This is a genomic window from Caldithrix sp., assembly GCF_056497305.1.
The window spans coordinates 1-15142 of record NZ_JBSMDE010000104.1; the positions used below are offsets into that span (position 1 = coordinate 1).

Genomic DNA, 15142 nt, shown 5'->3' on the forward strand with positions numbered 1-15142 from the left:
GAAATCCGCATCATCTGCCTGGTAGATGTTTACAAACTTTTGCGGATTGCGGTCAAATAGCGGAAACCAGCTACTTTGAATTTGCACCATCAGGCGATGTCCGGGTTTAAATGTGTGGTAAATGTCATTTAAAGGAATGGTAATCTCGGTGATCTTCCCTGGAATCAAAGGCTGGGGATGGCTGTAGCTGTTGCGAAATCTGGCGCGCATGATCTCAGCCCGAATCAACTGCTGATACCCGCCCCTACGCACCTGACAGGGATTGGGCTTAAAATCTCTGGTGGTATCGGGCCACACATCAATCAGTTTTACCACAAAGTCCGCATCGCTACCCGTACTTGTAACGAACAACCTGGCTTTTATGGGCCCCGCTACGGTTAAAGCAGAATCTAATATTTCACTTTTGTACACCAAAACGTCCGGACGCTGGGCAGCAAAACGCTGGTCTTCCACCATAAAGGTTCTTCCCCAACGATTGGTAATTTTTGCTGTAAATGGTACTGGTTTAGAGGGATCGCTGATGTATTCTGCAAAGGCCTGTGCTTCCTGGGGTGGGGAAAAGTCCAGTTTTCCACCTTTCCTTAGAAAGAGTTTCTTTGTCTGAGTCGCCACCGGCCAGCGATCGAATCGCGACCATTGCAATTTTCCGGTGTCAAAGCAGAGCGCTTCGGGTTGATTGAAGGCTTTCTTGCCTTTTAAATAGTGCATAAAAAAGGGAAACAACACGGAATCCTGAAAAAACTCACTGGTATTGGCGCCAAAGCGAATATCGCCCAGACGATTCCCTTTGCTTCGCTCCCAGGCGCCATGGGACCAGGGCCCCATGACCAGAAAATTCTTACCTTGCTCATCTTCCTTTTCGATGGACTGGTAAATGTGGAGCGGTCCGTACAGGTCTTCGGCGTCGAACCAGCCGCCAACCACCAGCACAGCGGGCTTGACCTTCTGCAGGTGCGGTAAAATATTTCGTCGTTGCCAGAAGTAATCGTAGTTGGGATGAGCCATCGCGCTGTCCCAGAAGGCGATGGTATGATGAAAATATCGTTTGTTGGCATTGGATAAGGCCCCTAATTCCAGAAAAAACTGGTAGCCATCGGGCGTGCCGTGTTTAAAGCGCCCGGGCCACTTACTGGTCGGTGCGGAACGCGGTTTGCCAAAGACAGAAAAAAAGTCGAAGGCTAAAATGAGAGAAAAAGCGCCATGGTGGTGCATATCATCGCCTATGAACCAGTCGGCAATCGGAGCTTGCGGTGAAACAGCCTTCAAAGCCTGATGGGCATCGATGGTGGACATGGCCGCGTAAAAACCTGGGTAGGAAATGCCCCAGATACCCACCCGTCCGTTGTTGTGGGCAATGTGTTTAACCAGCCAGTCAATCGTGTCGTAGGTGTCCGTTGTTTCGTCAATTTCTTTTTCTTTTTTGTTCGCAAGATAGGGGCGCATATTAACAAATTGGCCTTCGGACATGAATTTTCCACGCACATCCTGATAGACAAAGATAAAACCCTCGCGGGCAAATTGTTCAGAAGGCCCCAGGCTACGCTTAAATTTGTCAGGTCCGTAGGGATAAACGCTGTAGGGCGTACGCAGCATCAGAATCGGATAATTTCTGGTTGTATCTTTGGGCAGGTAGATCGAAGTAAACAAACGAACTCCATCGCGCATGGGGATGTACACTTCTTTTTTGGTGTAGTGTGCTTTAACATCAAATTTCTCCTGGCCGAAAAGCGATCCAGTAAAGAAAATCATGAAGACCAAAAGCAAAAAACGGCGCATCTTTTTCCTTTCTTTGTTAAAAGTATCTAATTAATAAAATTTTGGAATAGTTGCAACCAAATTAAGGAGGAAGAAAGATCAGGAAGTAAACAAGAGGGCACAATATGCTCTTCTAAGCCCACATCGCCACAACCATTGAACCACTGCAGGGGATGCAAACCAGCAACAAAGGGGCAATGAGGAATTGGAGTGTGACTTCCCTTGACTATTTAGGAAAATTTTTGTGCTGTGTGAGGAAGTAAACCCGTTGAATGGTTTGATGGCCTGTCCGGTGGCCAGTCGGGCCTGTCCGGTTGAGCCAGCATGACGGGCCTGTACGGCAGCATGACGGGCGCCCTTTGTGGTTTTTTAAAGGTTGCGGCTCTGTTGCCTTAGAAATGCCATTTTGTGCATTTCTGGTTGCGCTGCCTAAGGTAGGTTACCCTTAAAATTTGCTTTTATTTTTTGTGCCTTTTAGGCCGGTAAACGTGCGTGCTGGTGCCAAAGATCATCTCCGCCGTCTCCATCAATGTTTCGGAAAGCGTTGGATGAGGATGGATGGTCAGTTTTAAATCCATGGCGCTGGCCGCCATTTCGATGGCCAGCACGCCTTCGGCAATCAATTCGCCGGCGCCGGCCCCGGCAATACCCACACCTAAAATGCGTTTCGTTTGAGAATCCACAATCAACTTGGTCAAGCCATCCGTACGGTCCATGGTAATAGCCCGACCCGAGGCCGCCCAGGGGAAGCGCATCACTTCAACTTCGCGACCCTGCTCTTTGGCTTCACCTTCAGTCAATCCGGCCCAGGCGATTTCCGGATCTGTAAAGACTACGGCCGGAATGGCTGCCGGTTCAAAGGCTACTTTCTGCCCATGAATGGCTTCTACAGCCACGAACCCCTCGTGTGAGGCCTTGTGCGCCAGCATGGGTTCTCCGGCTACATCCCCAATGGCATAAATGGTGGGTTCCTCAGTACGACGCTGTTCATCCACCAGCACAAAACCGCGCTGATCCGTTTTAACACGCGTATTTTCCAGACCCAACCCATCGGAATTGGGCCGGCGACCAATGGAAATCAGCACACGGTCAAAAATCTGTTCGGGCTGCTCCACATCCTGTCCTTCAAACCGCACACGCACCCCTTCATGAGTATCCTTCATTTCCACAACCCGTGTATTGAGCAGAATGCGGGCAAATTTCTTTTCCAGATTTTTGTACAGCACATTGCTCAAATCTTTGTCAGCTCCGGGCAAAATAGAAGGCAGCATTTCAACCACATGCACTTCACTGCCCAGCGCTGCGTACACCGTGCCCATCTCCAGACCGATGTAGCCCGCACCCACCACCAGTAATTTTTGCGGCACATCCTCCAGTTTCAGGGCTCCGGTGGAATTCATCACACGCGGACTGTCAATGGTAAGCGCTGGAATCCTGGCCGGACGCGAGCCGCTGGCCAGAATGGCGTAATTGAATTCCAGCTGAGATTTCTGGCCATCGGTTGTAACAATATTCAGCAGATTAGCGCTGGCAAAGGTCGCCGTGCCGCGTACATGGTTGATCTTCCTCTGTTTGGCCAGCACGCCCAGCCCCCCGGTCAATCGCTGTACCACGCGTTCCTTCCATTGACGAAGCTCTTCCAAATTAATTTCGGGCTTTTGAAAATGCACGCCCCAGCGCGCAGCTTCTTCGCTTTCGTTTAACAATTTGGCCACATGTAAAAGCGCTTTGGACGGAATGCAGCCGCGGTAGAGGCAAACGCCTCCCGGATTTTCTTCAGGATCAATCAGGGTAACTTCCATGCCCAGATCGGCGGCCAGAAAGGCAGCTGCATAGCCGCCAGGACCCGCTCCAATAATAGCCAGATGTGTTTTTTTGATTTCAGACATTCTGTTCTCCCATTTTTCAGTGCTTACAATGAAAGTAGAAAAGGCTCTTCCAGCGCCCGACAAACCCAACGCAGGAAGCGCGCCGCATCTGCCCCATCGATCAAACGATGGTCGTACGAAAGCGACAGAGGTAAAATGAGTCGTGGCACAAACTGCCCGTTCTTAAAAACCGGCTGTATTTCCGAACGAGACACGCCAAGAATGGCTACTTCCGGCGCATTGACCACGGGCGTAAACCCCGTTCCGCCAATGCCTCCTAAATTGGAAATGGAAAAATTTCCGCCCTGCATCTCATCCAGGCTCAATTTGCGCTGGCGGGCTTTTTGAGAGATTTCACTCAGCTCAACCGAAAGCTCTGTAATACTTTTTTGATCCACATTTTTAATCACCGGCACCAACAATCCCCGATCCGTATCAACAGCTACGCCAATGTTTACATATTTCTTAAAAATGATTTCATTTTTAGCCATGTCAATGCTGGCATTAAATTGCGGAAACTTTTTCAGGGCTCCGGCCACTACCTTTAACAAAATAGCGGTAACGGTCAGTTTGCCCCCTGCATTTTGCACCTGAGCGCTGTACTGCTTGCGCAAACTTTCCAGTTCGGTAATATCGGCCTTGTCAAATTGCGTTACGTGAGGAATGGTGCTCCAGGCGTAACTTAAATGATGGGCCGTAGTTTCGCGCACTTTGTTCATTGGCTGGCGCTCAACTTCGCCCCACTTTGCAAAATCGGGTAATGGCTCAGGCGCGACACCGCTAAATGCGCCAGCCTGCAAAGCGCGCTGCTTGTTCAACATTTTTGAATAGGCTTTTACATCCTCAATGGAAATGCGTCCGCCCGGGCCTGTACCAGGAACCTGATTGATGTCGATGCCAATTTCACGGGCAAAACGCCGTACAGAGGGTGCAGCCGGCGCCAACTCCCCTCTGGCCCGTTCCAGAACAGGCGGGGAGGGAACTTCTTCTGGCTCAATCTCTGTCGCCTGTTCGATTGGCAACGTAGCTTCCGGCGTTGTTTCGGGGGCTCTACTGTCCACCGCTTCCGGCGCTTCCACGCTTGCGCTTGCTTCTTCCTGCTCTGAGGGCTCTTCCGGTTTCTCCTGACCCTGCGCTTCTTCAAGCACGAACATGGCCTGCCCAATCTTCACTTCATCGCCTTCTTTGATCAATATTTTTTGAACCGTACCGGCAAGCGGAGCGGGCACTTCAATTACCGCTTTGTCTGTTTCCAGTTCGGCCAAAGGCTGGTCTTTTTCAACGGAATCCCCTTCTTTTACCAGGATCCCGGCCACCCGCCCGGAAGCAATGTTTTCTCCCAATTCAGGTAATTTAAATTCTATTGCCATGTTTATTTCCTCATCATAATGAACTCAGACTTCTGAATTGTCATTATTATTTTACACAATTTGATGGTTCTATTTTTTACACAGGCTCCATCTTCTTTGAAAACTCCAGCCCAAGTCGGCTACGCTGCCGCAAAAGGGAATGTTCCGCCCCTTCCGGCCCCGATTAACTGACCATTGGATTGGGTTTATCCACATCGATCTCCAGTTCTTTAATAGCTTTTTTCAGAACCTCTTTTTTAAGTTTTCCTTCTTTCCAGAGCATGTAGAGGGTAGCATACGCGATGTAGCGTTCGTTCACCTCAAAAAATTCGCGCAAATGCCGGCGACCATCGCTGCGGCCAAAACCATCGGTTCCTAAAGAAAACAGCGGACCGGGCAGCCATCTGGCGATGGACTGTGGAAGCGCTTTAACGTAATCGGATGCAGCCACAAAAACCCCTCTGGCATTTTTCAATGCCTGGGTCACGAATGGCACCTTTTGATCATCGGGGTGCAGCATATTGTGCCGTTCTACCATAAGCGCATCGCGATGCAACTCTTTGTAACTGGTAACGCTCCACACATCGGCTGCTACACCATATTTTTCAGCCAGCAGTTCCTGAGCGGCCAGGGTCACGTTCAAAATGGAACCGCTGCCCAACAACTGGGCCTGTAGCGGAGCGTTTTTCAGGCTGGAACTGCGGAATTTGTAAATGCCCCGAATAATACCTTCCTTAACGTGTTTCCCTTTGGGCATGGCCGGTTGCGCATAATTTTCATTCATTACGGTAATGTAGTAAAAGATCTTTTCCTGTTTTTCGTACATACGTTCCAGTCCATCCTTAATGATGACGGCCAGTTCATAAGCGTAAGCAGGATCATAGGCTTTTAAATTGGGCACGGGATAGGCCAGCAGGTGACTGTTACCATCTTGATGCTGTAAACCTTCACCGGCCAGTGTGGTACGACCGGCCGTTCCGCCCACCAGAAAACCCCGTGTTTGCATGTCCGCGCCAGCCCACACCAGGTCGCCCACACGTTGCAGGCCAAACATGGAGTAGAAAATGAAGAAGGGAATGGTGTTAATACCGTGGTTGGCGTATGCCGTTCCAGCAGCAATAAAGGAAGAGGTAGAACCCGATTCGGTAATGCCTTCTTCAAATATTTGTCCGTCTTTGGCCTCTTTGTAATAAAGCAAACTTTCACTGTCTACAGGCTGGTACAGCTGACCAACATGCGAATAGATACCCACCTGACGGAAAAGGGCTTCCATGCCGAAAGTCCGCGCTTCGTCCGGTACAATGGGCACAATCAATTTACCGATCTTGGGATCGCGTAGCAGTTTGGACAAAATCCGTACAAAAACCATGGTAGTCGAAACTTCACGATCCTTTGTGCCTTCGTAAAATTCAGAAAAGGTATCTTCCTTGGGCGTGACCAGCACCGAACTTTTTGTGCGTCTGGTGGGGATAAACCCGCCCAGCGCCTGGCGCCGCTCCATCAGATAGCGCATTTCCAGACTGTCGGGCGCCGGCTTGTAAAACGGTAAGTCGTCGATCTGCTCATCACTGATGGGAATTCCAAAACGGGAGCGGAATTGACGCAACTCTTCTTCATTGAGCTTTTTTTGCTGATGCGTGATGTTTTTCCCTTCGCCCGCTTCGCCCATGCCATAACCTTTAACCGTTCTGGCCAGAATAACGGTTGGCGCACCTTTGTGATTCACGGCCGCATGATAAGCAGCGTAAACTTTTTGCGGATCGTGTCCGCCAAGCCGCAATTTAGCCAGCTGCTCGTCCGAGAGATGTTCGACTAATTTTAACAGTTGAGGGTACTTGCCCCAGAAATGCTTGCGTAAATAGGCTCCGCCGCGCACCACGTAATTCTGATATTCTCCATCAACCACCTCGCCCATGCGCTTAACCAGCAAACCATCTTTGTCCTTTTCCAGCAAAGCATCCCAATCACTGCCCCAGATCACCTTAATCACATTCCATCCGGCGCCGCGGAAAACGGTTTCCAATTCCTGGATGATCTTTCCATTCCCGCGCACCGGACCATCGAGCCGTTGCAAATTACAATTGATGACAAAGATTAAATTGTCCAGTTTTTCACGGGCAGCCAGCGAAATGGCGCCCAGGGCTTCCGGTTCATCGGTCTCGCCGTCGCCTAAAAAGGCCCACACCTTTTCATCTCCAGGTTTCTTCAATCCCCGGTCTTCCAGGTAGCGATTGAAGCGCGCCTGATAAATGGCCATCAGCGGGCCAAGGCCCATGGAAACTGTGGCGAATTGCCAGAAATCCGGCTTCAGCCAGGGATGTGGATAGGACGGTAATCCCTTGGCTGTTTTATGATATTCATGGCGGAAATTTTTAAGTTCCTCCACACTAATGCGTCCCTCCAAAAAGGCGCGGGCATAAATCCCCGGTGAAGCGTGACCCTGAAAATAAATAAAATCTCCGCTAAAATCTTTACCCGGAGCCCGAAAGAAATGATTAAAACCGACCTCATACAGAGTCGCCGCCGAAGCATAGGTAGAAATATGTCCTCCGATCCCATTTTCGATGCGGTTGGCGCGCACAACCATAGCCATAGCATTCCAGCGAATGATGCTTTTAATCCGCCGTTCAATTTCGCGACTACCCGGATAAGGTGGTTGCTCCGTTACCGGTATGGTATTGATGTATGGTGTATTGGCCGTAAACGGTAATTTAACGCCCGAAGCATACACCTGTTGCTGTAATGCCCGCATGATCTTTTTCACGCGTTCCGGGCCACCCGTTTCTAAAACATATTGTAGCGATTCTCGCCACTCCTGTAGTTCCAGTTCCTCTTCTGTCAAATTTCTTTGACTCATTGTTCTTCCTTTTATTTTAATGGATTTAAATTCTGTCAGATTGAATACTAATTAACCATAATTAACAGAAAAATATTTCCACTTTTTTCCCATCACATATCACACTACGCCAATCTGTTTGGCTTTGGCCCTGGCCAGCATGTGCGCCTGTCGGATCGGTTCCGGCAGGCGGTAGGTCAGGGCTGTACGCAGCGTCAAATCAATGGCCTGGGACAAAGTAACCAAGTGGCCCACCGAAACATAGAGCGGTTTGCTTTCATTTTGCGTACGAAGCGCAACGCCAATCGCTCCTCTTTGGTCATTAACCATAGTGTACGCACCACGTTTTTGCGGCGGAAGGCGGCTTGGGCCTATCAGCGGTTCTTTTGCCACGCCAATAGTCGGCTTGTTTAAATGCACGCCGAGATAGACGCCCAATCCGCAGCGACGGGGGTGGGCCAGACCGTGCCCCTCGCAAAAAAGCACGTCGTACGCGCCTTCCAGCAAATTCAAAACCAATTTAATAATAGGCCATTCTCTAAACGTAAAATAACCGGGCACATAAGGAAATTTAACTTTACTGATAGCCGTTTTCTTTTCCAGAATTTCCATTCCGGGGAAGGTCATCAAAACAACTGCCCCCACGGCCACATCGCTGTTCCGCACATAGGCCACATCCACGCCAGCCAGCACTTCGATTTTCTTTATCGGAGCCAGAATAACGCGTTCGGCCGTTTTTTGCTGTAAGCTATCTAATTTTTCAAAATGGATGCTTGCCGTATGGTTACCCTTCCAGAACCTCATTTTAATCTATCGGTAAGTGCTCAAATAAACTTCTGTTACTCCCTGGTTAGTAAAAAATAAACGCCTGATGTACATCATTCCATCGGCAATAAGCCAGCCTCAGCAAAGATGAAAAACTTTTGGTAAGTTAAAGCAGAAAAATTAAATTTACAATTATTAATTGTAACGACCTGATGGCAACAACCTGAATAAGGGACAAGAATGCAATTCAATGTACTCATGAGCCCAACTCTGGCTAAAGATAAACAATTATTAAATGAAATTAAAAAGCAGCCTGGCGTAAATTTTGAATTATTAACCATCCCGGCCTCAGCTCTGAAGCCCAAATTAGACCTTACATTTTATATATTGGACGAAAACGATTTTCACCACATATTTCATCAACATAACATAGTACTCAATCTGAACCACAACTCCCACCTGTTTATCGTGTTTTACCATTCAGTGGATAGACTGGCCGATTTAATCATCGAACATGCCTATAATTGTGAATTTTACGACTATGCCCTTTTAAAACGCTTGCCCGAAATTATTCGAACCAAACAAAAATATGCTGAAAAACTACGTCAGAATCTGGAACAGGATCGCTTCAAGATGATTGTCCAGAACATGCCGATCATGGTCGATGCGCTGGACGAAAACAACAACTTTGTGTTCTGGAACCGAGAATGCGAACGAATTACGGGTTTTTCGGCACAAGAAATCGTCAATAATCCACAGGCCCTGGAACTGCTTTACCCGGATGAACAGTACAGAAACCAGATTATGGCCCAATACGCCAAACGGGGTAACCATTTTCGGGACTGGAAACTTACATTGACCACCAAATCAGGGGAAAAAAGAGTTATCTCCTGGAGCAACTTAGCCGATCTTTACCAGGTTCCTGGCTGGCATAGCTGGGCCGTTGGCATTGATGTGACTGCGCAGCAACAAATCCAGGAAAAATTACAAAATACGGAATTTATTTTTAACACCCTGGTGGATATTTCAAAAATAATAAATCAGCGGAAAACAGAAGAAAAAATAATTGAACAAATCCTGTTCCGAATTCGGGAATTTTTACCGTTTGACAGCAGCGTTCTTTTGCTCTATGACTATCAGAAACAGGTTGCAGAGTTGATTTCTTCCATTGTTAACAACAAAAGCTTTTTTAAATCAGCCAGACCGATCCCCCTCAAAAACCTGCTCAATCTGGATCTGGTCAAAAAAGGAGAAGTTGTTTACATACCTGATCTGAGGATTTATGAAGGCAAATTAAGCATCATCCGTTCCATTCTAAAATTTGGCCATCGCTCCGGCTTTATTGTACCTATGATGTTAGACGACAATATTGTTGGCTCCATGAGTTTTTTATTTAAAGAGCCTTTCATTTTAGATAAAACCAAAGAGACTGCTTTGCTTTATATTGGTCAGAAGCTGGCCAAGACCCTCAAAGAGAAAAAATTAATACAGGAACTGAATGAACGAATTATCTTGTTAGAAAACGACCGTCTTGAATATTTTAATGACCTGAAAAAAAATGAGGCGCGATTACGCGCACAATTTGAAAACCTACCTCTGCCTACTACCGTCTGGCGAAAACAAGGCGATGATTTTATTCTGGTGGACTACAATGATATGGCCATGGCTTCTACATATGGCCTGATCAATGAATTTTTTGGAAAATCCAGTAAAGAAATCTCATTTTTCTCTCCCCACCTTACAGAGCTTTTAAATGAGTGCTACCTAAATGAAATTACTCTGGAAACCCAACTTAAATTTTCCTTACCTGAAGCGGGAAGTAGCTATTACTCTCTAAAAATGGCATATGTAGCTCCGGACACCGTTCTCATGCATTTTGAAGATATCACCGAGCAGAAAAGCCACGAACTGCAATTAAAAAAGAAAAATGAAATTCTTCTCCATCAAATGAAAGTAATTGAGCTCCTTAAAGAAGAACGCACCATTTTTAAAGAAAATTTATTTCCTGTCATTCAAGGCGTTTGCAATATTCTGTGGGAAAAAAGGGAGCTTGTGGAAAGCACAGAATTTGCTAATACCCTTCTCAGGAGCCATGAGAAAGTGCTTGCTTATCTCGATTTTTTTACGCATTACTTCTCCATTGAATCGGATCGATTCATTAAAGAGAAGGTGAATTTATCCAAACTGATCGCTAAAGTCTCTCAAAACCTAACTGAACCTTTAGAAAAAGCTGAGGCTCAGGTGTTAACCTTTTTTGAAGAACCGGAACTGGAGACCGATGGCGCCTTATTGGAACAGATCTTAGAAATCCTCTTCCGTTTCAGTCTTTCCAGGAGACATCCGGATCGCAAGCACTTATTACGCGTCGTCTCTACCAGAGAAGAAGAACGGCTCAAATTAACGGTAAAAGATAATGGGCTGGGATTAACTGAAAATGAGTTAACGGAATTGCTGGAAAGCGATGAATCCAAACTGGATTTGAGCAATTGGCTTCATGGGCAATTTTTAATCCTGAAAAAATTGTCCCGAATTGTTGGCTCGCAGTTTCAATTTAACGCAGTACCAGAAGAAGGCTGCCAGTACACATTAATTTTTGAGTAAATCAAGACAACTTAATTGTCCAAAAAAACACATCAGCGGGGATTTAATTAACCACAGAAGGCATATAGAAGCCTTTTTAATTAAAATTGCTTTTTGCCTGTCCCCGGAAATCGGAGTTTTCGCTTGCATGGGAACAACATTTGTGTAGTGTTAGGGCAAGTCTTGAGTTGAAGCTCGAGTTACGACTGAAGCGGGACTCAGAATGACAGGCCGGCACCGACTTTCACCTCCTGGGCGCAACTTGCCCCTTCGCAAATTAATTCGTAATTCGTAATTTTAAATTAAAATTGCTCTTTGGCGCCTTGGCGGTTTTTTAAAGGTTGCGGCTATGCTGCCTTAGACCAGTAAGATGATTTTACCCCCTTCCTAAAAATCCTGCCAGATGGGAAAAGCGGAGACAAAATTCCAGGCAGAGTTGGAGCGTCGCTTTTCGCCCGGCCTGGTTTAAGAAACCTTGATCACCAAGTTTCTAAAGTTATTTAAATCCATTTCCCCCGTTTACAATAAAAAATTTTTGAATTTTAAATTTTTTTTATATTTTAATCAGAGGTCTCATTTAAAGGGGGGAATCATGGTTTTGCAAAATCCGGTCGATTTAAAACAACTTATCCGCTTTATTGTAAACGAAAAAAAAATCCAAGCCAATCTGGTGCTCGACGAAGGGTGTTTCCTGGAAACCGATGACATCAAACCCCTGGTTAAAGTAATCAACTACATCCTTAATTATTTAAAAGAGCTGAGCGAACATCCTATCGAAATCGGGCTGGATCTGATGCACGATAAGTATCTGCTCTCCTGCCTGGTTTACACATCAGCCGATGCCTTACCGCCGGTTAGCAACAATTTACAGTCGGTGCTGGACCTCTACTCGGCTAAACTGGATCTGATGCATGAGCAGGGTAAATACGTTCAGTTCAAAATTCACATCCCTAAATAGCCGCTTTTTCTTACTTTTAATTTCCAAAAATTAAACACACTACTTCATGAAATAAATTTTTGGGATATTGCCCTTTACGTAAAAAGAATTGATCAATAACACGCCTTGAGCCATCTCTCCAATTTTTTTGTAACCATTTCTGATTGTGCTTAAATTGCTCCCTCAATAAAAACGAGGAAGGCAATGAACACCATAAAAGCGATTATTTTTGACCTGGGCCGGGTTCTGGTTGACGTGAGGTTCGATCGACAAACAGCCCGATTCTTTGGCGTAACTACTGATCAGACCGACGATGCGGCCGAAATATTAGATCGGGCTTTTCAAAATGAACTTTTCCGCAAATTAAACAAAGGTGAAATATCTTCCGGTGCCTTTTACGAAGCATTTAAGAAAGATTTTAATTTAAATCTTGACTTTGAAACTTTTGTCCGCTACTGGTGCGATGTGTTTGCCCCCATCCCGGGCATGGAGGAAATTTTCTGGAAAGTAAAAGCAAAATACCCCGTAGGCTTGCTTTCCGACACGGAGGAACTACACTGGAACTATTGTCTGGAACACTACCCTTTTTTAAAAGCCATAGAAAAACCCACCCTCTCGTTTGAAATCGGCGCCCTGAAACCGGAGGCAATCTGTTACTTAAAAGCAGCAGAGAATGTAGGTTTTAAACCACAGGAGTGTCTGTTCATTGATGATCGCCAGATTAATGTTGAGGGAGCACGAAAGCTCGGAATGAACAGTCTTTTGTTTTGCGGAGCGGATCAGCTTCTCAAAGATTTTCAGAGGCTGGGTTTGTCCTTGTAATCGGTCGTCATTCGTTTTCTGATTTTTTCTCTTCTTCTTCAATGCGCTGCGCCAGCTTAATGGCCCCGCTTTCAATGAGGCCGGCCAGAATCAGCAAAGGTACGACCACCCACAAAAAGGAATTCAGATAGGGCGTAAATTGTTGAGGTAAATTGGGCAAAAACGAACAGTTTAGCAAGGCGCAATTATACTCTATGGCCAGAGAAAACGCAATAAAGGCCGCCGGCAGTTCAAAGAGGGCCACCGGATTGAGCAAGGAAGAAAAATAAAATTTGCCCAAAAGGGTGTGATAGGTAATCGCCCCCACATTAAAACCGGTCCAGATAGCGAACAAAACGGGCAGGCCAGGGACAAAGCCGGAAATCAAATCGATAAAAAGAGAGAAGGTATTAATAGTCAAAATAAGGAGAAACAAGGTTAAAAAGGGCCAGCGTTTGGCTGCCAGTTTGTCCAGCTTCTTACCAAGCCATTTGGGATAGGCCAGTAATATTTTAATGTTTTTGAAATACACCCAGGGCGCCAGGGTATATCCTACAAAAAACAACACCATACTAACAATAAATAAACGCAGATTAATAAGACCTAATGCCTGTTTAAATTCACTCATTCTGTCCACCCATCAGGCCTTTACGGCTTTTAAAACCATGCAGACCTTCGCAAAATGTAACGCTGTTTTCAATGGACTGTTCAACAGCAGACATGAGCAAGGCGGCAGCCAGATCGATGGGCACCTCTTTTTCCGGTAGACTACAAACAAAACTAACATCCCCGTCAAACGAGGTATGCGATGGTTCCACCCTGCGGGCTATGGCCAGGTGGACTCTGCGGGCCAGGTAGTGCAACTGTGTTTTGGAAAGTTTAAAATTGGTGAAGACCGCCGTTAAAATGGTATTTTGTGCCATTCCTACTCTGGGAGAGAGCCAACGGCTTTCTCTGGAAGAAGCGGCCAAAAACCTTTCCTGCTCATCGATGGCTCCGGCTAAAATCTGTCCTTGGCCATTTAGAATATCGCCCACAGCATTTACCACCGATATGGCCAATACGCTGGCTCCATTGAAATGTTGCTCGGCTATGCCCAAACCGGACTTCATGGCATGCGCAATGCCGGCCCATTTGCCAACCGTAGCGCCAGCTCCGGCGCCAACATTCCCCTGCGCCCCATTATTCAGCTGGGCCATTAAATAAGCCTGTCTGGCATTTTCAGCCGTTGGATAAGCTCCTGAGTCGCCAATATTTTTATCGAAGATTACGGCAGCCGGAACAATGGGCACCACACCATAATCTGTTTGAAAGCCAATTCCTTCGGCGGCCATTTGCTCCATCACGCCATGGGCCGCGTTCAGGCCAAAGGCGCTGCCGCCGGTTAAAACAAGGGCATGAATTTCCTGAATTTTTTTATCGGGTTGCAATAAAGCCCATTCACGCGTGCCGGGCGCCGCGCCAAATGCACAGGCTGTGCAAATATTTCCCCTGGGAGGAATGATGACCGTACATCCAGTGGCTTGCTCGAGATCTGTAAAATGACCGATCTTTATTCGATTTAACATCTTTTCAATTTTCTTCCTAATGTTTTCTCAATTTAAAACATTTGATAAGATTTTTGCAAATAATTCTCTAAAATACAATTTAAGTTAATTTTTTAAGAAAAAAGACGATAATTTATTTTGATGCTGGTTTAACCTGTTAAACCTTTTAAATTGTGTTTCTTCTAAGGGATGAAGCAATGTCAAAAATTCTGCTCGTGGACGATGTGCCCGATGTGCGCGAAATGATCTCTGATTTTTTAAAAATGGAAGGCTACCAAGTTGTAACCGCTGCAAATGGGCAAGAAGCTCTGGAAGTTATGGAAAAAGAAAATCCACAGGTGGCCATCGTAGATATTGAAATGCCTGTCATGAATGGTCTGGAATTCGCAAAACGCGTGTTAAGTCAGAAGCCCAACTTTCCATTGATTATCATCAGCGCCTATGTAGAAAAATATTCAATGGAATTTATTTCAGAAATTGGTATTAAAAATATTCTAAAAAAACCCATCAATCTGCTTCAGCTGTCAGAAACCATAAAAAAATTAACCAATCATTCCAGTGAATAAGCAGAACAAAAACACCTGAGCTGCAAACGCCTTTGCTGATCACAAAACCGACAATTTTAATACACTGCAGGCCTTCATCTTTAAGGCAGCAGAGCCTAAACCAACAACATTTCTGCGCTGGGATTAAAGCAACCACAG

General features: G+C 46.1%; 11 protein-coding genes. 4 read left to right on the top strand and 7 right to left on the bottom strand.

Annotation, left to right across the window (positions count from 1 at the left end; translation table 11 throughout):
- From ACWB0I_RS08995 to ACWB0I_RS09015, 5 genes are all read right to left on the bottom strand, one after another.
- Positions 1-1776 (bottom strand): CocE/NonD family hydrolase (locus ACWB0I_RS08995; RefSeq protein WP_479387725.1); only part of this gene is annotated, 1776 nt, incomplete at its 3' end.
- Positions 1777-2213: 437 nt separating this feature from the next.
- Positions 2214-3644: a dihydrolipoyl dehydrogenase gene (lpdA, locus tag ACWB0I_RS09000; protein ID WP_479387726.1), complete on the bottom strand. Its 1431-nt coding sequence runs from the start codon at positions 3642-3644 to the stop codon at positions 2214-2216.
- Between the two features lie 23 nt (positions 3645-3667).
- A complete protein-coding gene (locus ACWB0I_RS09005) occupies positions 3668-4993 on the bottom strand; it encodes a 2-oxo acid dehydrogenase subunit E2 (RefSeq protein WP_479387727.1) in 1326 nt (441 codons plus the stop codon).
- A 163-nt stretch (positions 4994-5156) separates the two neighbouring features.
- Positions 5157-7829 carry a pyruvate dehydrogenase (acetyl-transferring), homodimeric type gene (aceE, locus tag ACWB0I_RS09010; protein ID WP_479387728.1) on the bottom strand — a complete coding sequence of 891 codons (2673 nt, stop codon included), beginning with the start codon at positions 7827-7829 and terminating at the stop codon, positions 5157-5159.
- Between the two features lie 99 nt (positions 7830-7928).
- Complete coding sequence (locus ACWB0I_RS09015; protein ID WP_479387729.1) at positions 7929-8612, bottom strand: endonuclease V; 684 nt, start codon at positions 8610-8612, stop codon at positions 7929-7931.
- 201 nt (positions 8613-8813) lie between these two features.
- Between ACWB0I_RS09015 and ACWB0I_RS09020 the strand changes: the two genes are divergently transcribed.
- From ACWB0I_RS09020 to ACWB0I_RS09030, 3 genes are all read left to right on the top strand, one after another.
- Entirely contained in the window at positions 8814-11174 is a 2361-nt protein-coding gene (locus tag ACWB0I_RS09020) for a PAS domain S-box protein (RefSeq protein WP_479387730.1), read from the top strand.
- A 571-nt stretch (positions 11175-11745) separates the two neighbouring features.
- Positions 11746-12111, top strand: coding sequence for a hypothetical protein (locus ACWB0I_RS09025; protein ID WP_479387731.1), 366 nt, complete (start codon positions 11746-11748; stop codon positions 12109-12111).
- Positions 12112-12294: 183 nt separating this feature from the next.
- A complete protein-coding gene (locus ACWB0I_RS09030; RefSeq protein WP_479387732.1) occupies positions 12295-12912 on the top strand; it encodes an HAD family hydrolase in 618 nt (205 codons plus the stop codon).
- Positions 12913-12919: 7 nt separating this feature from the next.
- On the opposite strand, the gene ACWB0I_RS09035 is transcribed toward ACWB0I_RS09030, so the two are convergent.
- Entirely contained in the window at positions 12920-13519 is a 600-nt protein-coding gene (locus ACWB0I_RS09035; RefSeq protein ID WP_479387733.1) for a stage II sporulation protein M, read from the bottom strand.
- The gene (locus tag ACWB0I_RS09040; protein WP_479387734.1) at positions 13512-14459 is read right to left on the bottom strand and encodes a P1 family peptidase; all 948 of its coding nucleotides are present in this window, start codon (positions 14457-14459) and stop codon (positions 13512-13514) included. Before ACWB0I_RS09040 ends, ACWB0I_RS09035 begins: the two co-directional genes overlap by 8 nt.
- Positions 14460-14635: 176 nt before the next feature.
- Here ACWB0I_RS09040 and ACWB0I_RS09045 point away from each other — a divergent pair, with 176 nt between their 5' ends.
- Positions 14636-15004, top strand: a complete 369-nt coding sequence (locus ACWB0I_RS09045; RefSeq protein WP_479387735.1) for a response regulator — start codon at positions 14636-14638, stop codon at positions 15002-15004.
- Positions 15005-15142 lie beyond the last annotated feature (138 nt).